Genomic DNA, 20105 nt, shown 5'->3' on the forward strand with positions numbered 1-20105 from the left:
ATGAACGGCTACCGCGGCCGCTTCGCGCCGTCGCCCACCGGCCCGCTGCATTTCGGCTCGCTGGTCGGTGCGCTCGCGAGCTGGCTCGACGCACGGGCGCACGGCGGCGCGTGGCTCGTGCGGATCGAAGATATCGACGGCCCGCGCACGGTGCCCGGCGCCGCCGACGACATCCTCGCGACGCTCGCGCATTTCGGCATGACGCCCGACGAACCGCCCGTGTGGCAAAGCACGCGCGAGGCCAACTATGCGGCCGCGCTCGACCGGCTCGTCGACGCGGGGCTCGTCTACCCGTGCGGCTGCACGCGCAAGGAAATCGCCGATTCGCTACGTGCCGCGCACGAGCGCCACACGACGCTCGCGTACCCGGGCACCTGCCGCTCCGGCCTGCACGGCAAGCCCGCGCGCGCGTGGCGGTTGCGCGTGCCGGACGGCGACGATGCGATCGTCACGTTCGACGACCGCTGGCAGCACATGCAAGCGCAGAACCTCGCGACCGACGTCGGCGATTTCGTGCTGAAGCGCGCGGACGGTCAATGGGCGTATCAGCTCGCGGTCGTGGTCGACGATGCCGACGCGGGCATCACGCACGTCGTGCGCGGCGCCGACCTGCTCGATTCGACCGCGCGCCAGATCTACCTGCAGCGTTGTCTCGGCGTGCCGACGCCCCAATACCTGCACGTGCCCGTCGTCGTCGACGCGAACGGCGAAAAGCTCAGCAAGCAGACCGGCGCGATCGCGCTCCAGCGCGAGGATCCGCTGCCGGCGCTGCGGGCCGCCGCCGCACATCTCGGCCTTGCCGCCGATGGCGATGCATCGGGCGATACGATGGATGCGTTCTACGCGGCCGCGACCGATGGGTGGGCGCGTCGCTTCGGGCCACGCGCCGGCTGAGCCGCTCGCGGAATCCCGGTTCGTATCGACCGCGTTCCGGCGTCCGTCAGCGCTGAATCGACGAGAAACTGCACGCGCGCTGACGACACCGCACCGAAGCCCCCGCCCACGCGATCAGTCATCCCTCCTCCCGGCTGCCTCGTCACGAATCGTCTCGCCCAATGAAAAACGGGCACATGCTCATCGCATGCACCCGTTTCCATGGCCGCGCTCGCGCGCCGCGCCGACTGTCTGAACCGCCCGCTTACGCCGACGGTTTGCGCGGCATTCCGAAGCCGCCGAGCAGCGCGGCGACCTGACGCTTCGGCCCCTTCTTCTCGGGCTGCTGCGCGGACTTCGTCTCTTCCGGCTGTTTCGCCGGCGCCGACGGTTCGTATGGCTTCAGGAAGAAATCGTCGATCGGCGCCTCGTGACGACGGTGGTGGCCGCCACGCTCGGAACCGCCCGAACGACGCCCCGACGCACCGCGATGCTCGTCGCGCTCGCGGCGGCCGCCGCGTTCACCCCCGCGATCGCCGCCACGCTCGTCGTGACGATGGCGCGCCGGCTTGTCGAGCGCGAGCGTCTGCACGTCGAGCGGACGCTTGATCAGCTTCTCGATATCGGCGAGCTGCTTGCGCTCGTTCGGGCTGCAGAGCGACAGCGCATCGCCCGTCGCGCCCGCGCGGCCCGTGCGGCCGATCCGGTGCACGTAGTCTTCCGCGTTGAACGGCAGGTCGAAGTTGATCACTGCCGGCAGTTCGGCGATGTCCAGACCGCGCGCGGCCACGTCGGTTGCGACCAGCGCCTCGATTTCGCCGCGCTTGAACGCGTCGAGGGCCTGCATCCGCTCGATCTGCGTCTTGTCGCCGTGGATCGCCGACGCGACCACGCCGTCGCGCTCGAGGTTGCGGGCCAGCCGGCTTGCGCCAATCTTGCTGTTGCAGAACACGATCACCTGCTTGAGCCCGCGATCGCGCAGCAGCTGCACGACGGCGGCCTGCTTGTCGCCTTCGGCGACGTCGTAGACGATCTGCGTGACGTTCGCGTTGGTCGAGTTGCTGCGCGCGACCTCGATCGTCTGCGGGTTGCGCAGGTAGGTCGATGCGAGCTTCTTGATTTCCGGCGAGAAGGTGGCCGAGAACAGCAGCGTCTGGCGCTCCTTCGGCAGCAGGTTCAGGATGCGCTGCAGGTCCGGCAGGAAGCCCATGTCGAGCATCCGGTCGGCCTCGTCGAGCACGAGCATCTGCACCTGCCCGAGGTTTGCCGTCTTCTGCTGCACGTGGTCGAGCAGGCGGCCGGGCGTCGCGATCAGGATCTCGACGCCGCGGCGCAGCTCGGCCATCTGCGGGTTCATGTCGACGCCGCCGAACACCACCGCGCTGCGCAGCGGCGTGTGCTTCCCGTACGCATGAACGTTCGCGGCGACCTGGTCGGCGAGCTCGCGGGTCGGCGTGAGGATCAGCGCGCGCACCGGGTGGCGCGCGGGCGATGCGCTCGTGTTGGCCTGCGGCAGCAGCCGCTGGAGGATCGGCAGCGAGAAGCTCGCGGTCTTGCCGGTGCCCGTTTGCGCGGCGCCCATGACGTCGCGGCCGGCGAGCACGACCGGAATGGCCTGCGCCTGGATCGGCGTCGGCGTCGTATAACCCTGCTCCGCAATGGCTTTCAGGATATCGGCGGCAAGGCCGAATTGATCGAAGGTTGCGTCGACTGGCTTGGCGACAGAATCGGACATGGTGGCGTTTCGCTCAAAAGGCGCGGCGGGGACATCGTGCGTCAGGCCGGCCGGGCCTGCGCTCATCACAATTCGGAAGTAGACGGAGCCGCGGCGCGCCGCGCGGCGCCGCTCTGGCGCTTGGGACCGGTTCATTTCGAACATCGGGCGCCACAGGCCGTGCGGACTCCGTTCGGCGCGAATGCCGGCGGAAAGGGCCGTATTGTAGCACTGCGCAGCAATCTGTCCGTGACAACGCCGCGAATGCCCACGGTGGCGGTTCGCGGCGAGCTCCCGCAGGCCGTGCGCGGGGGCATGCGTCGAGCGACCGGGCCATCCCCGATCGGCTGATCGACATAAATAGGGGTCGAATTACAGGCGTATGCCTCGGGAAATCGGCAAGCGGCCGACGAGCCCGAGGGCCGCATGCCCCGCGACCCGGCTGGAGGTCGAACGAGGCTGCCCGCATCGAACGCGGCAATCGACACGCCGGCACGCCCTATCCGATCGCGCGCGGCGCTCAGCCCTTCTTCTTTTTCTTCTTCTCGACCTGCACGCAGTCACCCAGCAGCGGTGCCGCATTCTGGTCGGCGATCTCGTCGCGCAGCGTCCCTTCCTTGCCCTTCGTCCACCACGTATAGCGTCCGGCCTGGTAGCGCACACCCGACGCCGAAACGGTATCGACGAACAGCAGTTGCTGCCCGTTGACCGGCACCAGCGCGAAACTCTGGCCGTTGCCCGCGCGCCAGTACGACACGCGCACCGGCTGCTTCTGGTTCGCGCACTGATAGAGGGCCTGCTGGCGCGAATCGGCGTCGATCTCCTCGACGGTCAGTTGCGCGGCATGCGCGACGGAAACGGCGGCGCCGGCCAGCGCGAGCGCGGCGAAGGTTTGGCGAATCATGCAGGTCCTCTCACGAGACGGGTGGAAGCACGCCCTCGCGGGACGCGCGGTTATCGTTGGTCATGGATTGAGCGTTCGTCGCTCAGGGATCGATGACGTCGGCGCACGCATCGGTCGGCGCGGCCGCGACATGGCCGACGACCGGCACGATCTTCAGCCCGGCCGATGCGACCCGGCACGGCGCGGCCGCGAGGCCGCACCCCGCGAGGCTCGCGACCAGCGCCAGCGCGGCGCCCACCTTGCCGATACGTCCGATCCGCCGCCCTGTCGAGGCCATCGCGCTCTCCTGATCCGGTCAGCGCGCGGACACGGGCCGCACGGCCGCCGCCGCACGCTTCGCGCGTTCGCGGGCTTCGTCCACGGTCGCGCCGGTCGCGAGGGCGACGCCCATGCGCCGCTTCGCGAAGCTTTCCGGTTTGCCGAACAGGCGCAGGTCGGCGCCCGGCACGGCCAGTGCGTCGCGCACGCCTTCGAACGCGATGCCGCGCTCGTCGAGCCCGCCATAAATCACCGCCGACGCGGCCGGCGAGCCGAGCGTCGGATCGACCGGCAGCCCAAGGATCGCGCGCGCGTGCAGTTCGAACTCCGACTGACGCTGCGACGCGAGCGTGACGAGACCGGTGTCGTGCGGCCGCGGGCTCACCTCGGAGAACCAGACTTCGTCCCCGCGCACGAACAGCTCGACGCCGAACAGCCCGCGCCCGCCGAGTGCCTCGGTCACCTTGTGCGCGATCTCGCGCGACTTCTCCAGCGCGACGGCGCTCATCGGCTGCGGCTGCCACGATTCGACGTAATCGCCCGCCACCTGCACGTGCCCGACCGGCTCGCAGAAGTAGGTGCGCGTCTCGAGCGTCGCCGGATCGATCGCGCGCACGGTCAGCTGCGTGATCTCGTAGTCGAATTCGATGAAGCCCTCGACGATCACGCGGCCGTGGTTCACGCGGCCGCCCGCCATCGCGTAATCCCAGGCGGGCTTCACGTCGGCCTCGGTCCGCACGACCGACTGCCCCTTGCCCGACGACGACATCACCGGCTTCACGACGCACGGCATGCCGATCTTCGCGACGGCCGCGCTGAACGCGTCGAACGACTCGGCGAACGCATACGGCGAAGTCGCCAGCCCGAGCTCCTCGGCCGCGAGGCGGCGGATGCCTTCGCGATTCATTGTGAGCTGCGTCGCGCGCGCGGTCGGGATCACCTCGGCCAGGCCGGCCGCCTCGATCGCCGCGAGCGCATCGGTCGCGATCGCTTCGATCTCCGGCACGATCAGGTGCGGGCGCTCGGCCTCGACGACCGCGCGCAGCGCGGCGGCGTCGGTCATGTCGATCACGTGCGCGCGATGCGCGACCTGATGGCCCGGCGCATCAGGATAACGGTCGACCGCGACGACTTCGACGCCGAGACGCTGCAATGCGATGACGACTTCCTTGCCGAGTTCGCCCGCGCCGAGCAGCATGACGCGCGTGGCCGAGGGTGAAAGCGGCGTACCGAGCCGCTGACCGATCTGCATGTGATTTCCCGCTGGTTCTGTTGGAGGACGAAAACGGCTTCGATGTTAACACGCGCACCCGCGCCGGTCCGGCCGGTTTCGCCGCGTCCCCGCGTCGCCGCGCGAGGCCCGTGGGCGGGTTGCGAACGTTTTCACGCGCGAAGTGTCGGCTCGCCTCGCGCGGGGCGGGTGCGTTACTCTTACGCCTTGATCAGAATCCGAAGAGGAACGAGGCTCATGTCCCACCTGTCCGCCGCCGCACGCGCACGCACCGGCCTGCTTCGCCCGTTGCGCGCGCCGCTCTGCGCGTTGACGCTTGCCACGCTTCTCGCCGCCTGCGCGATGCCGACCCACTCCGATTCCGCCGCCCCCGCACCCGACCCGTACAACCCCGCCGCCGTCCAGTTGCTCGACGACACGAGCTGGGAGCTCACGAGCTGGGTGAACGCCGACGGCACGCCGCGCGCGATTCCGCACGGCGACAACGGCGAGCCGATCAAGCTCGCGCTGTCCACCGAATCGGGCGTCCGGCGCGCCAGCGGCTTCTCCGGCTGCAACCGCTACATGGGCACCTACGCGATCAAGAACGGCCTGCTGAGCTTCGGCCCGCTGGCCGGCACGCGCATGGCATGCCCGAACGCACTTGGCGGCCAGCTCGAACACGCGTACCTCGATGCACTCGCACATATCGAGAAGACCGGCGTGCAGATGCGCGAGCCGCAGCAATTGCAGATCGTGACCGAAGCCGGCGCGACGCTGACCTTCACGCGCCGGAGCCCCTGATGCCGCGCGCGGGCGAAGGCCGACCGGCCGCCTTCGCCACGCGCGAATCCCGGACGCATACGTCCCGCGGCCTGGAAGCGCGTCGGCGCCTTCATGCTGCCTTAGAGTCCTGTTCGCCGGCCGGTTAAACTCGGCGGGTCGCGCACCGCGCTCCCCGCCCTCTTCCTGTTTCATCAAAGCATGCACACGGTTGTCTTCGGCTGGTTCGGCATCTCCGCCGTCTGGTTCCTCCTTCTCATCTGGCGTCTCGTTCAGGCGATGCTGCCCGGCGGCGGCGGACTCGCCGGCCGCGGCTCGATTCGCCTGTGGCTCGGCTTCGCGGCCGTGTTCGTCGCGAGCTGCGCGCTGACGAGCCCGCTGTCGGGCCCCGACACGAATGCGCTCGGCCACGCGCTCTCGAACGGCTTCGCGCATGTGCTCGGGCCGATCGGCACGCCGGTCGCGATGGTCGTGCTCTTCTTCGCGGGCCTGCCGTGGCTGACCGGCATCGGCTGGCGGCAGTTCGCCGCGTGGGTCGACACGTCGTTCGGCGTCAAGCTCGCGCGCGACGTCGACGACGACGACGTGCGCGGCGTCGCCGACCTGCCGCGCAGCGCGCTGCATCGCGACGACGACATCGTGCAGCCGACCACCGCACACACCGTCAACTCGATGGCGCCGCGGCAGAACGGCCGCTATTCGCGCCCAACGCTGTGGAAACCCGATCCGCAGGCACGGCCGAAGCCGCGCGGCCACGCAGCGCCGCGTCCGCTCGCGGAGCCGGTCGCGCCGTCGGGCTGGCTGAAGCCGACGTCGGCTCGCCGCATGCCCCCGCCGCCCGCACCGGGCACGACGAGCGCCATGCCGCCGCCGACGACCGGCAGCACCGCCAGCCTCGCGCGAGCGGCAGCGAATGCACAGGTGCCGCGCCCGAATCCGGCCCCGCTTCCGGCCGGGTTCGAGCCCGTTCGGCCGCAACCGACCACCGCGCGACCGGCCGCAGCCGCAATGAAGCAGCCGGCCACGCCGCGCCCGGCCGCCGCGACACCGCCGCGCACGCCCGCGCGCCCTGCGACGGGCGCCGCCGCCGCTGGCCAGTCGCCGGACGCCGCACGGCGCCGCCCCACGCCACCGGTCCCCGCGCGCGCGCCGCTCTACGCATGGGTGCAGCAGCCCGCGGAGCCGATCACGCCGGCGCCGAGCGTTCACGACACGCTGCGCTCGATCGAGGCCAGCACCGCGCAGTGGGCGACGCTGGACGATGTGCGCGCGCCCGATGCGGCGCCGGCGACGGCCTTCGCGGTTGCGGCGGCAGTGAGCGTCGCGGCGTCGGCCTCTGCATCGACGGCCGTACCCGCCGGGGTCGTTGCGAGCGCGCTTCAGGCCGCGCCCAGCGACGCAGGCCTTCCGGACATGCACGAAGCCACGCCGGCATACGACGACGCACCGATCGTGCTGGATGCATTCATGCCGGCCGAGCCGAGCGCGCGCATGCCCGTTGTCGATGTTGGCACGAGCACTCCGGCCTTCGGTGAAACTGCACGGCATGCCACACCGGATACCGGTGTCGAGACTGATGCACCGACGCGTCATGCGGAAGGCGAGCATCGGCACGAGGCCGATGCTCCCGCCGCGCCGGCATTCGATTCACCGATCGACTTCGCACCGTGGGAAGACATCGTCAGCCCGCTCGTTTCCGGACTCGGCGCGTCGCATGAAAGCCCGATAGCCACGCCGCTGTCCGATGCGGATGAGTCCGGGGCGACGCGCGAGGCGGTCAATTCGCATTCGGCCACCGTCACGTCGACGGCAAGCGGCATGGGCCGCACCGCCGACGCGAAGGATGCGGCAACGGCCGCAGGGGCGGTCGGTCAGGTCCAGTCGCGATCCACACCGCCGGCCGATACCACCGTATCGGTCGACACGAAACCGGACACGCACGCGACTCAGGACGTCGTGAAGCCTGTCCAGCAGGTCGCGCCGACCACTCCCCTCCCCGCTTCGTCGATCGCGGCTACGCCGACGTGGCCGCTTGCCGATGCCATGCCCGTCGTGGCAGCGACGCCGGCGGCCTCGGACACGTCGTCCACCGCACCGGCCGGCGCCGTGACGGGAACGGCCTGGCATGCAGCAGCAAAGCACGCTGCAGAATCCACACCGTCGCCTGCGGGCACGCAACGCGTCATGCCGCCCGCATTGGCGGCGTCGACCTCCGCGATTGCCGAATCAGCGTCCGCGCCGTGGTCGAAGCCGTCGTCCGCGGAAACCTCCTCTGTTGCGCAGACGATCCCGGCAACTTCCGCGTCGTCGCGCGCCGGGACCACACCGGGTTCCGCTGCCCCGGCACCTGCACCGGCGAACACGTCGAACAGCACACCGGCCGCCGCGACGCCTTCGTTCTCCGGCATGACGAACACGGCCTCCCGGTCGCCGTCGCAACCCTCCGCATCGGCGGCGCCCGTTGTATCGGTTGAGCTGCACGCGCCGGTGGGCGCCACGCAGGCCGCACACGGTTCCAGCGGTCACGTGCCGGCTGCGGCATCGGCCGCGGTCACGCCGGCACCCGCCCACACGCCTTCGATCGGTGCCGCCGTCCTGCCCGCCGCGCGGCCGTCCGCATCCGTGGTGACGTCTGCCCAGACGGTTGCGACCGGAGCCTCCGGGGTGACCGCGACACAACCGTCTGCGGCCGCGTCAGGCGTGGCGGCGGCGTCTGCCCCGACGCCCGCAATGAATGCTTCCGGTCCGGCCACATTGCAGCCGGCCGCGACCGCGCCGACCGTGGCAGCCGCGACCGCACCCGCATCGACCGGCACGTCCTTCAGCGCAACCGGATCGCATCCGGCGCAAAGCACGCAGGTGTCGCCTGACGTCGCGTCTGGCGCCCCGTCCGGCAGCGCATTTACCGCAACGTCGACCGCATCGGCGACGCCTTCGGCAGCACCGACGAACCGCACGCCTGACGGCTGGTCGACCGGCACGCAGGCCACGCAGGCCACGCAGGCCACGCAGGCCACGCCGCCCGGAGCAGCGGCGGCGGCACCCGGCATCGCGCCTGCCGCCGCCGCTGCGGTCACCCCGGCGCCGTCTTCCGGCGCACTCGCCCCGACGAGCACGATCGTCACCGCTGCACCCGCCGCGTTCGGCGGCGAGCCTGCAGCAACGGGGGGCGCGCCGGCCTCCTTCGCCACGATCGCCCCCGCGACGGCATCGGCCGCGTCCCCGGCTTTCGCGACCGCGTCTGTGTCGGCAATGCCGACCTTCTCCACACCGGGCGGATCCATCGACACGGCGACCCTGGCACAACCCATCGCGCCCGCACCGGCGCCGCAGGCCCAGTCGTTCACCACCCCGCTGGCCCCGGCTGCTGCATCGGCGAGCTGGTCCATGCCCGGCACCGGCACGATGCCCGCGGCAACCGGCATCGCCATCCCGGCCGTCACGACCGCGCCGCCGCCGGACACGACGCTGTCCGAGGCCACCCTGCCGCCTGCACCGGCGGAATCGAGCGCCCCGACCCCGGACGCATCGGCCGCACCCGCGCGCCAGCCACGCCCGAACGCGTTCGAATTCCACGCACCCGCGTCGTTCAACGTCGAACTGCCGACGCTCGACCTGCTCGAGCCCGCCTCCGACGATGTCGAAACGATCACCGAGGAACACCTCGCGCAGACCGCCCAGGTCATCGAGCAGCGCCTGCAGGAGTTCAAGGTGCCGGTGACCGTGGTCGGCGCATCAGCGGGTCCGGTAATCACGCGCTTCGAGATCGAACCCGCGCTCGGCGTGCGCGGCAGCCAGATCGTCGGCCTGATGAAGGACCTGTCGCGCGGCCTCGGCCTCACGTCGATCCGTGTCGTCGAGACGATTCCCGGCAAGACCTGCATGGGCCTCGAGCTGCCGAACGCGAAACGCCAGATGATCCGTCTGTCGGAAATCCTCGAATCGCGCCAGTACCAGCATTCGGTATCGCAGCTGACGATCGCGATGGGCAAGGACATCACTGGCCACCCGGTCGTCACCGATCTCGCGAAGGCGCCGCACATGCTGGTCGCCGGCACGACGGGTTCGGGCAAGTCGGTCGCGATCAACGCGATGATCCTGTCGCTGCTGTACAAGGCGACGCCCGAGGACGTGCGGCTCATCATGATCGACCCGAAGATGCTCGAGCTGTCGGTGTACGAAGGCATCCCGCACCTGCTCGCGCCGGTCGTCACCGACATGAAGCTCGCGGCGAACGCGCTGAACTGGTGCGTCGGCGAAATGGAGAAGCGCTATCGCCTGATGTCGGCCGTCGGCGTGCGCAACCTCGCGGGCTTCAACCAGAAGATCCGCGACGCGGAGGCGAAGGAAAAGAAGATCGGCAACCCGTTCTCGCTGACGCCCGACGATCCCGAGCCGCTGTCGAAGCTGCCGCTGATCGTCGTCGTGATCGACGAGCTGGCCGACCTGATGATGGTCGCCGGCAAGAAGATCGAGGAGCTGATTGCCCGCCTCGCGCAGAAGGCGCGCGCGGCCGGCATCCACCTGATCCTCGCGACGCAGCGCCCGTCCGTCGACGTGATCACCGGCCTCATCAAGGCGAACATCCCGACGCGCGTCGCGTTCCAGGTGTCGTCGAAGATCGACTCGCGCACGATCCTCGACCAGATGGGCGCCGAATCGCTGCTCGGCCAGGGCGACATGCTGTTCCTGCCGCCGGGCACGGGCTACCCGCAGCGCGTGCACGGCGCGTTCGTCGCGGACGAGGAAGTGCATCGGATCGTCGAATACCTGAAGCAGTTCGGCGAGCCGCAGTACGAGGAAGGGATTCTCGATGGCCCGGCGGCCGATGGTGCGACGCAGGACCTGTTCGGCGACGCGCCGGATGCCGAAGCCGATCCGCTGTACGACGAAGCGGTCGCTTTCGTCGTGCGCACGCGGCGTGCGTCGATTTCGTCGGTGCAGCGCCAGTTGCGCATCGGCTACAACCGCGCCGCGCGCCTCGTCGAGCAGATGGAGGCGGCCGGGCTCGTGTCGCCGATGGGCATCAACGGCAGCCGCGAGGTGCTCGTGCCGGCCGCGGCCGACTGAGAACTGCGGCCGCGCGGCCGGCGACAACCGCGATACGGGCGCCCCGCGCAAGCGGCCGCCCGAACGAAAAAAGGGCGCTGCCGAGGCAGCGCCCTTTCTCCATTTACTGCGCCACCGGCACCAGCTTGAAGTCGACCGGGCTGCCGACCGCCACCTTCTGCGGATTCGGGCCGAGCTGCCCCGTTTCGACGTCGCGACTGAATACGTAGAACGTGTCGCTGTCCTGGTTGCCGACGATCAGCCACTTGCCGGTCGGATCGATCAGGAATTCGCGCGGCGTCTTGCCGAGGCTCGACTGGCGCCCGACGGTCTTCAGCCGGCCATCGGCCTTGTTCACCGCGTAGATCACGATCTCGTTCACGTCGCCCCGGTTGCTCGCGTACAGGAAGCGGCCGTCCGGCGACAAGTGGATCGCACCGCCACCGACCTTCCCCTTGAAGCCCGGCACCGTCATCGGCAGCGTCTCGACGGGCGTCAGCCTGCCGTCGTGGTGGCCGAACACCTCGACCGCCGCGTTGAGCTCGCTCGTCACGTACGCGAACCGGCCGTCGGCGCCGAACACCATGTGACGCGGGCCGGAGCCGGCCTTCACGGGCGTGTAGCGCGTGTCGGTCGGGCTGATCAGCCCGCGGCTGCCGTCCACCGTGTAGCGGTAGCCGTAGATCTTGTCCGCGCCGAGATCCTGCACGAACAGGTAACGGCCGTCGGGCGAGAACACCGTCGAGTGCACGTGCGCGCCGTCCTGACGCCCCTTCACGGGCCCAGTGCCTTCGTGATGCACCGTCAGCGCGGCCGGGCCGACCGCACCGCCGTCGCGGACCGGGAACACGGCGAAGCTGCCGCCCGGATCGGCCGCGACCGAGTAGTTGGCCGTGACGAGGTACTTGCCGTCCGGCGACAGCGCGAGATAGCAAGGATCGTTCCCTTCGGACGACACGCGGTCGATGAACGTGAGCGCGCCCGTCTTCGGATCGAAGCCGAACGCGCTGATGCCGCCGCGCTGCGTCGCCGGGCCGTTGTCGCCGGGCAGTTCATTGACCGCGTAGACGGTGCGACCGTCGCGGCTCGGCAACAGGTAGGACGGGTTCACGGTCTTCGCCGACGACACGGGTGCGACACTGCCCGTTTTCGTATCGAAGCGGTAAACGTAGATCCCGTCGCTGCCGCGCCCCGTATAGGTGCCGACGAGCAGGTTGTAGACACCGTCGGCCGTTGCCGGCGATTGTTGAGCGAAGGCATGGGTCGCGGACAAGGACAGCACGATCGCGAAACCTTTCATCCAGTGAGCGAGCCTAAGCGGGAACCCTCGTGTCGAAGCGCGTGCGTCACGCTCGCGTAAACGGCTGGGCATTGAATCCTCCTTGCATCGAGTCGCTTCAAGTGTTGAGATAGGACGAAACGCCGGCCGTTCATGCGCTCCGCCGCCCGGCCGAGTATACGGGGCGCGACGCCGGCGCGTGAAGCCTGGGCGCCGCAGCCTGCATAGTGAACTCGAATACCCAAGGACCGCTTGCCCATGCCCGCCCTGATCGAAGACTACGCCCTCGTCGGCGACGGCCACACCGCCGCGCTGATCTCGAAAGACGGCTCCGTCGACTGGCTGTGCTGGCCCCGCTTCGATTCGGGCGCCTGTTTCGCGGCGCTGGTCGGCACGCCCGAGCACGGCCGCTGGCTGCTCGCGCCGGCCGCCGACGCCGCGATCACGCACACGACGCGCCGCTATCGCGGCGACACGCTGATCCTCGAGACCGACTATGAAAGCGCCGACGGCGCCGTCACCGTGATCGACTTCATGCCGCCCGGCAACGGCTGGTCCGAACTGGTGCGGATCGTCGTCGGCCGCCATGGCACGATGAAGATGCGCATGGAACTGGTGTTGCGCTTCGACTACGGTTTCTCGATCCCGTGGGTCACGCAACTGACGCGCGAGGACGGCATGAAGGCAATCGCCGGCCCCGATACCGTCGTGCTGCGCACGCCCGTGCCGCTCACCGGCAAGAACCTCCATACGCTCGCGGAATTCACGGTGAGCGCCGACGAACGCGTGCCGTTTTCGCTCAGCTACGCGGCGTCGCACCTGCGGCTGCCGCCTGCGCGCGATCCGCTGTCGATGCTCGCCCGCACCGAGAACTACTGGCTCGAATGGTCGGGCCGCTGCCAGGTGCAGGGGCGCTACGCGGCCGCCGTGCGCCGCTCGCTGATCACGCTGAAGGCGCTCGCGTACGAGCCGACCGGCGGGATCGTCGCGGCGCCCACCACGTCGCTGCCCGAGAAGATCGGCGGCAACCGCAACTGGGACTACCGCTACTGCTGGCTGCGCGACGCGACGATCACGCTGCTCGCGCTGATGCGCGGCGGCTACTACGACGAGGCGCGCGCCTGGCGCACGTGGCTCGGCCGCGTGATGGCCGGCTCGCCCGAGCAAATCCAGATCATGTACGGGATCGCGGGTGAGCGCCGGCTGCCGGAAATGGAGCTCGACTGGCTGCCCGGCTACCAGGATTCGAAACCGGTGCGCGTCGGCAACGGCGCCGCGAACCAGCTCCAGCTCGACGTGTTCGGCGAGGTGATGGCCGCGCTGCACCTCGCGCGCGTGGGCGGCCTGCAGGCCGACGACACGGTGTGGTCCGTCCAGTGTTCGCTGCTCGATCATCTCGAGAAGATCTGGCAGGAACCCGACGAGGGCATCTGGGAAACGCGCGGCGGCCGCCGCCATTTCACGTTCTCGAAGGTGATGGCGTGGGTCGCGTTCGACCGCGCGATCAAGTCGGCGGAGATGTTCCGGCTGCCCGCGTCGCTCGACCGCTGGCGCGCGCTGCGCGACCGGATCCACGCCGACGTCTGCGACAACGCATGGCATGAAGACAAACAGGCGTTTGCCCAGAGCTACGGCAGCGACGAACTCGACGCGAGCGTGCTGCTGATGCCGCTGCTCGGCTTCCTGCCGCCGGAGGACCCGCGCATCGTCGGCACGGTCGACGCAATCGAGCGGGAATTGCTGCACGACGGGCTCGTGATGCGCTACCGAACGACGGAGTACGACGACGGCCTGCCGCCCGGCGAAGGCACGTTTCTCGCGTGCAGTTTCTGGCTGGTCGACAACTACGCGCTGCTCGGCCGGATCGACGACGCGCACCGGCTCTTCAGCCGGCTGCTCGCGCTGTCCAACGACCTCGGCCTGCTCGCCGAGGAATACGACCCGGTCGAGGGACGGCTCGTCGGTAACTTCCCGCAGGCGTTCTCGCACGTGGCGCTGGTGCATACCGCGATGAACCTGATGCATCACGAGGACGCCATGGCGCGCGCGGCCGGTCAGCCCGCGCCGGCCGTGGCGACGGGGCGCTGACCGGGAGCGGAGCGGCTTCTTCAGAGATCGTCAATTCGCAACAGTTTGATGAAAAATCGGGGAAATGTTGCATTGCAACACCCATCGTTGTCCGATATGATCGATTCGATTGTCCGGCCGCACCGCAACATGGCCGGTCGCCGACCCACACGGCACGCCGCGACGCCCCACGCCGCCCTTGCGCTCCGTCCCCCACGCGGGAGTAGTCTGCATGCTTTACCAACTGCACGAATTCCAGCGGGCGATGCTGAGCCCGCTCACGGCCTGGGCCCAGGCCGCATCCAAGTCGTTCGCCAATCCGTCCAGCCCGTTCTCGCTCATGCCCGGCGCGACGCGGATGGCCGCCGCGTACGAACTCATGTACCGGCTCGGCAAGGATTACGAGAAGCCCGAGTTCAACATTCATCAGATCGTCAAGGACGGCCACAACATCCCGATCGTCGAGCAGACGATCGTCGAGAAGCCGTTCTGCCGGCTGCTGCGCTTCAAACGCTATTCGGACGACGCCGATGCCGTCACGCAACTGAAGGACGAGCCGGTCGTGCTGGTCTGCGCGCCGTTGTCGGGCCACCACTCGACGCTGCTGCGCGACACCGTGCGCACGCTGCTGCAGGATCACAAGGTGTACATCACCGACTGGATCGACGCGCGGATGGTGCCGGTCGAGGTCGGCCCGTTCCACCTGCACGACTACATCGCGTACATCCAGGAATTCATCCGCCACATCGGCGCGCGCAACCTGCACGTGATTTCCGTGTGCCAGCCGACCGTGCCGGTGCTCGCGGCGATCTCGCTGATGGCCAGCCGCGGAGAGGACACGCCGCTCACGATGACGATGATGGGCGGTCCGATCGACGCCCGCCGCAGCCCGACGTCGGTGAACTCGCTGGCGACGCAGCATTCAACCGCGTGGTTCGAGAACAACGTGATCCACACGGTGCCCGCGAACTATCCGGGCGAAGGCCGCCACGTGTATCCGGGCTTCCTGCAGCACACGGGCTTCGTCGCGATGAATCCGGAACGTCACGCGCAATCGCACTGGGACTTCTATCAGAGCCTGCTGCGCGGCGACGAGGATGACGCCGAGGCGCACCGCCGCTTCTACGACGAGTACAACGCGGTGCTCGACATGGCGGCCGAGTACTACCTCGAGACGATCCGCGTGGTGTTCCAGGAATTCCGGCTCGCAGAAGGCACGTGGGACGTCGAAGGCGAGCGCGTGCGCCCGCAGGACATCAAGCACACCGCGCTGATGACGATCGAGGGGGAACTCGACGACATCTCGGGCAGCGGCCAGACGCACGTCGCGCACGAGCTGTGCACGGGCATCCCGCAGGACGATCGCCGCAGCCTGACCGCCGAGAAATGCGGTCACTACGGGATCTTCTCGGGCCGCCGCTGGCGCACGATCATCTACCCGCAGCTGCGCGATTTCATCCGCGAGCATGCGCCGGAACCGAAGAACGGCGCGACCAAGGCGCCCGCCGAAGCACCGGCCACGACGACGCTCGCCGCCGTGCCGGCCGCCAAGCCGCAACCCGAAGCGACGGCGCGAGCGACTGCCGCGAAGCGCGCGCGCGCGAAGGCTCCGGCCGTGACGGTTGCGCCCGCCAAGACGGCAACCGCGAAGGCCGCACCGGCCGCGAAACGCGCCGGCGGCACACGCGCCAAAAGCGTTCGAGCACGCAAGGCCGCCTGACGCGCCGCGTTCCGACGCGAAAACGCCGCCGTTGCTTGCGCACGGCGGCGTTTTTTTATCAGGCGGCCAACGGTCGGCCGCTCATCGGCGCGTGAGTTCAGCGTCGCAGCAGGTACGCGAGCAGCACCTCGGTGTTCATCCTGACCATCTCCGCACGCTCGTCGGCTTCGCTGAAGTCGCGGCCAAGTGTCGCGGCGAGCGTGAAACGGTTCGACACGATGTAGTAGCCGAGCCCCGACAGCGTCACATAGAAGCGCAGCGGATCGACGTCGCTGCGGAACAGCCCGGCCTTCTGGCCGCGCATCAGCACGTTGCCGAGCTTCGCGACGATCGGCGACATCATCTCCCGGATGCGCGTCGACTTGTGCAGATAGCGCGCTTCGTGCAGGTTCTCGTTGTTGATGAGCCGCAGCAGCTCCGGATGATCGCGGTAGTAATCCCACACGAAATGCGCGAGCCGCGTGACGGCCTCGACGGGCGCGACGCCGTCGAGATCGAGCACGCGCTCGGCCTCGGTCAGCGCGGAGAACGCGTGTTCGAGCACGGCCGTAAACAGTTGCTCCTTGCTGCCGAAATAGTAATAGAGCATGCGCTCGTTGGTTTCGGCCCGGCGCGCGATCTGGTCGACGCGCGCGCCGAACAGCCCTCCACTCGCGAACTCTTCGGCTGCCGCCATCAGGATGCGGCGGCGGGTACCTTCAGGATCTCTTTTGATTTTTGGCTGATTCATGGTGGCGTTTTGCTATGTGAGCCGCGTGATCCGGACCGGCACCCCCACCGCCTCGGCGCCGGCTGCCCTGGAACGAGCGCGCCGCGTGCGGCCGCCCCCCTGCTGAGCCCCTGCAAAAAAGCGGTTCGATTATGCGCACAGACAGCGTCCAGCGCAATGCGGGAAATCGGCGATAATCGAGCTTTGGCAAACCTTTCCGGCCGCGCCAGACGCGGCCGAGAGCCATTCGGCGCTGCTGCGCCCGTTGTCACCGTGACCGATTCCAAGACCCTCGCGGATCGCATCGAAGATCTGCTTCCCCAGACGCAATGCACGAAGTGCGGCTATGACGGCTGCCGTCCGTACGCCGACGCGATCGCCGCCGGCGATGCGAACTACAACCAGTGCCCGCCCGGCGGCGCCGAAGGCATCGCGCGCCTCGCGAACCTGCTCGGCAAGCCGGTGATCCCGCTGAACCCCGTCAACGGCGCCGAGCATCCGCGCGCTGTCGCGTTCATCGACGAAAGCCTGTGCATCGGCTGCACGCTGTGCATGCAGGCATGCCCGGTCGATGCGATCATCGGCGCACCGAAACAGATGCACACGATCGTCGAATCGCTGTGCACGGGCTGCGACCTGTGCGTGCCGCCCTGCCCGGTGGACTGCATCGCGATGGTCCCCGTGACCGACGAACGCACCGGCTGGGACGCGTGGTCGCAGGAACAGGCGGACGCCGCGCGCGAACGCCACGACCGCCGGCTTGCCCGCCAGCGTCGCGAACGCGAGGCCGCCGAAGCGCGCGCCGCCGCCCGCCGCGCGGCCAGTGCCGGTGCGGCCAAGGCGGCGCCGGCCGGGGCAGCGCCTGGCGCACCGGGCGCTGCCCCGGCAGACGACGCCGACGCGAAGAAACGCGCGATCATCGCCGCCGCGCTCGAACGCGCGCGCAAGAAGAAGGAAGAACTGTCCGAACAAGGCGCCGCGCCGAAGAACACCGAAGGCGTGAGCGCGGCCGTGCAGGCGCAGATCGACGCGGCCGAAGCCCGCCGCAAGCGGCTCGCCGAACAGCAGGCGCAGCGCGACGCCGAGGCTGCGGCTGCCCGCGACGTCCACGACGATCCGAACAACGACGACCGAAGCGACCCGACCGCGCCGCCCGACAAGAACCGTCCATGAACGCCACCAAACGACGCGCGATCTACGAAACGCTGCAGAGCCTCAATCCGCATCCGACCACCGAACTCGAATACACGACGCCGTTCGAGTTGCTGATCGCGGTGATGCTGTCTGCGCAGGCGACCGACGTGTCGGTCAACAAGGCGATGCGCAAGATGTTCCCGGTCGCGAACACCCCGCGACAAATCGTCGCGCTCGGTGAAGAAGGCGTCGCCGACTACATCAAGACGATCGGCCTGTACCGCACCAAGGCGAAGAACGTGATCGCGGCGTGCAACATCCTGCTCGAGCGCTACGACGGTGAGGTGCCGGCCGATCGCGAAGCGCTCGAGAGCCTGCCGGGCGTTGGTCGCAAGACCGCGAACGTCGTGCTGAACACCGCGTTCGGCCAGCCGACGATCGCGGTCGACACGCATATCTTCCGCGTCGCGAACCGCACGGGGCTCGCGCCGGGCAAGGACGTACGGGCCGTCGAGGCCGCGCTCGAGAAGTTCACGCCGAAGGAATTCCTGCAGGACGCGCATCACTGGCTGATCCTGCACGGTCGCTACGTGTGCAAGGCCCGCAAGCCCGAATGCTGGCACTGCGCGATCGAGCCGTTGTGCGAATTCCGGCCGAAGACACCACCGCCGAACGAGTGAGCGCCGGCGGCGGCCGACGCGCCTCACACGGCCGGCCTGGCCGTGCGCGGCCTGCGGCACGACCCGCAAGCGCCGGTGCGGCGCCCACGACTTTCCCCGTTTCCCTGCTTATGCGTTGGACGTCGCCGTCGCGTCGTCGGCCGCCGCGCCGCCCGCGCGCACGAGCGCCAGCACGGCCGCGAGGATCGCGACGCCGCCCGCCCACTGCAACGGCGACAGCGCCTCGCCGAACAGCAGCGCCGCGAGCGCGACCGTCACGACCGGCTCGAGCGTCGACAGCATCGACGTGCGCGCAGCCCCCAGCCGCTCGAGCCCGGCGAAGAACGCGAGCATCGCGGCGACCGTCGACACCAGCGCGATCGCGAGCATCGACGTCCAGCCGGCGGCCGTCGCCGGCCAGCGCGGCGGCGCGCCGAACGCCGCGGTCCGCACGATCGCGATCGCGACGAGCGTCGCGGTCGCCGACAGGCAGATGATCGCGGTGGTCGCGAGCGGATCGACGCCGCGCGTCGCCTTCGTGCCGCCGACGATGTACAGCGAATAGATCACCGCGGCAGCCAGCGCGAGTGCGATGCCGAGCGGCTCGCCGTGGCCGCCGCCGACCATCAGCGCGGAGCCCGCGACACAGAGCACGAGCGCGACCGCCTTCGCGCGCGTGAGGCGCTCGCCGAGCCACCACGCGGCCAACAGCGTGACGAAGGCCGGATACAGATACAGCAGCAGCGCGACGAGGCTCGCCTGCGCATGCTGGAGCGCGCTGAAATAGCAAAACGACTGCCCGACGTAGCCGAGCGCGCCCATCGCCACGAGCGGCGCAAGCGCGCGGCCGCGCGGCCACGCGACGCGGCGGTGTCGGGCGATCGCGGCAAGGACCGCGCCGCCGATCGCGAAGCGCACGATCAGCAGCCCCAGCACGTCGACGCCGGCCGCATACGCGTAGCGGCCGAAGATCGCCATCGCGCCGAATGCAGCGGCGGACAGCGCGACGTAGAGTGCGCCCTGCAGCGCGGCGGACGATGAGCGGGCGGTGGCGGACATGATGTAAGCGGGCGAGCGCGACGACGGGAATCGTCGGAGTGTAGCGGCCCGCTGGCCGGCAGCCTAGCCCTCGCTTACCTGTTGCGCCCGCGACTCGACCCGCGCCGGCCCACTTCAACCAACATCGCCGCGCCATGCCACGGCGCCCCCGCCCGCCGCCAGCGCCATGCGCCGACCCGGCGTACAATGCGCGACGCGGCATGACGCCGCCCGAAACACGACGCGTCCCCACCATGTTCAATCCGAGTCGCGACGAAGTCCGTCGCTTTTTCACCGAGACCTGGCGCAAGCAGCGCGCCGGCGAGATCCTGACGCCGCTGGAAGCGATGGCAGCCGACTGGATCGTCGAGCATCCCGAATACCACGACGACCTCGCGGACGCCGACAGCGCCGCCGCGCGCAACTACACGCCCGAGGAAGGCCGCACGAACCCGTTCCTGCACCTGTCGATGCACCTCGCGATCAGCGAGCAGTTGTCGATCGATCAGCCGCCCGGCATCCGCGCCGCGCACGACAAGCTGGCTGCGAAGCTCGATTCGACCCACGAGGCGCAGCACATGATCATGGAATGCCTCGGCGAGACGATCTGGGAAGCGCAGCGCACCGGCACGCCGCCGGATACCGACGCGTACCTGCAGCGCATCCTGCGCCGCGCGTCGCGCGACTGAGCGCCGCGGACAAAAAAAT

At 69.4% G+C, this 20105-nt stretch carries 15 protein-coding genes; 8 read left to right on the plus strand and 7 right to left on the minus strand.

From position 1 onward, the window contains the following. Positions 1–894, plus strand: a complete 894-nt coding sequence (gluQRS, locus tag ACV22W_RS24020; RefSeq protein ID WP_448022187.1) for a tRNA glutamyl-Q(34) synthetase GluQRS — start codon at positions 1–3, stop codon at positions 892–894. Between the two features lie 244 nt (positions 895–1138). Here gluQRS and ACV22W_RS24025 read toward each other — a convergent pair whose 3' ends face one another. The 4 genes from ACV22W_RS24025 to purT form a co-directional block, all read right to left on the minus strand. Then, positions 1139–2674, minus strand: a complete 1536-nt coding sequence (locus ACV22W_RS24025; RefSeq protein WP_448022188.1) for a DEAD/DEAH box helicase — start codon at positions 2672–2674, stop codon at positions 1139–1141. A 433-nt stretch (positions 2675–3107) separates the two neighbouring features. Continuing rightward, positions 3108–3491, minus strand: a complete 384-nt coding sequence (locus tag ACV22W_RS24030) for an MliC family protein (RefSeq protein ID WP_448022189.1) — start codon at positions 3489–3491, stop codon at positions 3108–3110. Between the two features lie 82 nt (positions 3492–3573). After that, positions 3574–3768, minus strand: coding sequence for a DUF6726 family protein (locus tag ACV22W_RS24035; RefSeq protein WP_448022190.1), 195 nt, complete (start codon positions 3766–3768; stop codon positions 3574–3576). A gap of 18 nt (positions 3769–3786) precedes the next feature. Further along, on the minus strand, positions 3787–5001 hold the full coding sequence (gene purT, locus ACV22W_RS24040; RefSeq protein WP_448022191.1) for a formate-dependent phosphoribosylglycinamide formyltransferase: 1215 nt from the start codon (positions 4999–5001) through the stop codon (positions 3787–3789). A 216-nt stretch (positions 5002–5217) separates the two neighbouring features. Between purT and ACV22W_RS24045 the strand changes: the two genes are divergently transcribed. Together ACV22W_RS24045 and ACV22W_RS24050 are read left to right on the plus strand one after the other, a co-directional pair. Beyond that, on the plus strand, positions 5218–5763 hold the full coding sequence (locus ACV22W_RS24045; RefSeq protein ID WP_448022192.1) for an META domain-containing protein: 546 nt from the start codon (positions 5218–5220) through the stop codon (positions 5761–5763). A 180-nt stretch (positions 5764–5943) separates the two neighbouring features. Further along, complete coding sequence (locus tag ACV22W_RS24050; protein WP_448022193.1) at positions 5944–10812, plus strand: DNA translocase FtsK; 4869 nt, start codon at positions 5944–5946, stop codon at positions 10810–10812. 103 nt (positions 10813–10915) lie between these two features. Here ACV22W_RS24050 and ACV22W_RS24055 read toward each other — a convergent pair whose 3' ends face one another. Then, the gene (locus ACV22W_RS24055) at positions 10916–12163 is read right to left on the minus strand and encodes a lactonase family protein (protein ID WP_448022194.1); all 1248 of its coding nucleotides are present in this window, start codon (positions 12161–12163) and stop codon (positions 10916–10918) included. A 165-nt stretch (positions 12164–12328) separates the two neighbouring features. On the opposite strand from ACV22W_RS24055, the gene ACV22W_RS24060 reads away from it, so the two are divergent. Continuing rightward, positions 12329–14158 (plus strand): glycoside hydrolase family 15 protein, encoded by a 1830-nt coding sequence (locus tag ACV22W_RS24060; RefSeq protein ID WP_448022195.1) that lies wholly within the window; start codon positions 12329–12331, stop codon positions 14156–14158. Positions 14159–14369: 211 nt separating this feature from the next. Continuing rightward, positions 14370–15857 carry a polyhydroxyalkanoate depolymerase gene (locus ACV22W_RS24065; protein ID WP_448022196.1) on the plus strand — a complete coding sequence of 496 codons (1488 nt, stop codon included), beginning with the start codon at positions 14370–14372 and terminating at the stop codon, positions 15855–15857. Between the two features lie 97 nt (positions 15858–15954). Here the strand turns inward: ACV22W_RS24065 and ACV22W_RS24070 are convergent, their stop codons facing one another. Beyond that, the gene (locus tag ACV22W_RS24070) at positions 15955–16587 is read right to left on the minus strand and encodes a TetR family transcriptional regulator (protein ID WP_041490613.1); all 633 of its coding nucleotides are present in this window, start codon (positions 16585–16587) and stop codon (positions 15955–15957) included. A gap of 156 nt (positions 16588–16743) precedes the next feature. Between ACV22W_RS24070 and rsxB the strand changes: the two genes are divergently transcribed. Both rsxB and nth read left to right on the plus strand, forming a co-directional pair. After that, entirely contained in the window at positions 16744–17739 is a 996-nt protein-coding gene (gene rsxB, locus ACV22W_RS24075; RefSeq protein WP_448022197.1) for an electron transport complex subunit RsxB, read from the plus strand. Continuing rightward, positions 17736–18380, plus strand: a complete 645-nt coding sequence (gene nth, locus ACV22W_RS24080; protein WP_006754450.1) for an endonuclease III — start codon at positions 17736–17738, stop codon at positions 18378–18380. The genes rsxB and nth overlap by 4 nt, the downstream gene beginning before the upstream one ends. Before the next feature lie 108 nt (positions 18381–18488). Here the strand turns inward: nth and ACV22W_RS24085 are convergent, their stop codons facing one another. After that, positions 18489–19418, minus strand: coding sequence for a DMT family transporter (locus tag ACV22W_RS24085; RefSeq protein WP_448022198.1), 930 nt, complete (start codon positions 19416–19418; stop codon positions 18489–18491). Between the two features lie 233 nt (positions 19419–19651). Between ACV22W_RS24085 and ACV22W_RS24090 the strand changes: the two genes are divergently transcribed. Continuing rightward, positions 19652–20086: a DUF1841 family protein gene (locus ACV22W_RS24090; protein WP_059527336.1), complete on the plus strand. Its 435-nt coding sequence runs from the start codon at positions 19652–19654 to the stop codon at positions 20084–20086. Positions 20087–20105: the final 19 nt, after the last annotated feature.

It is taken from the genome of Burkholderia sp. AW49-1, from assembly GCF_053427845.1.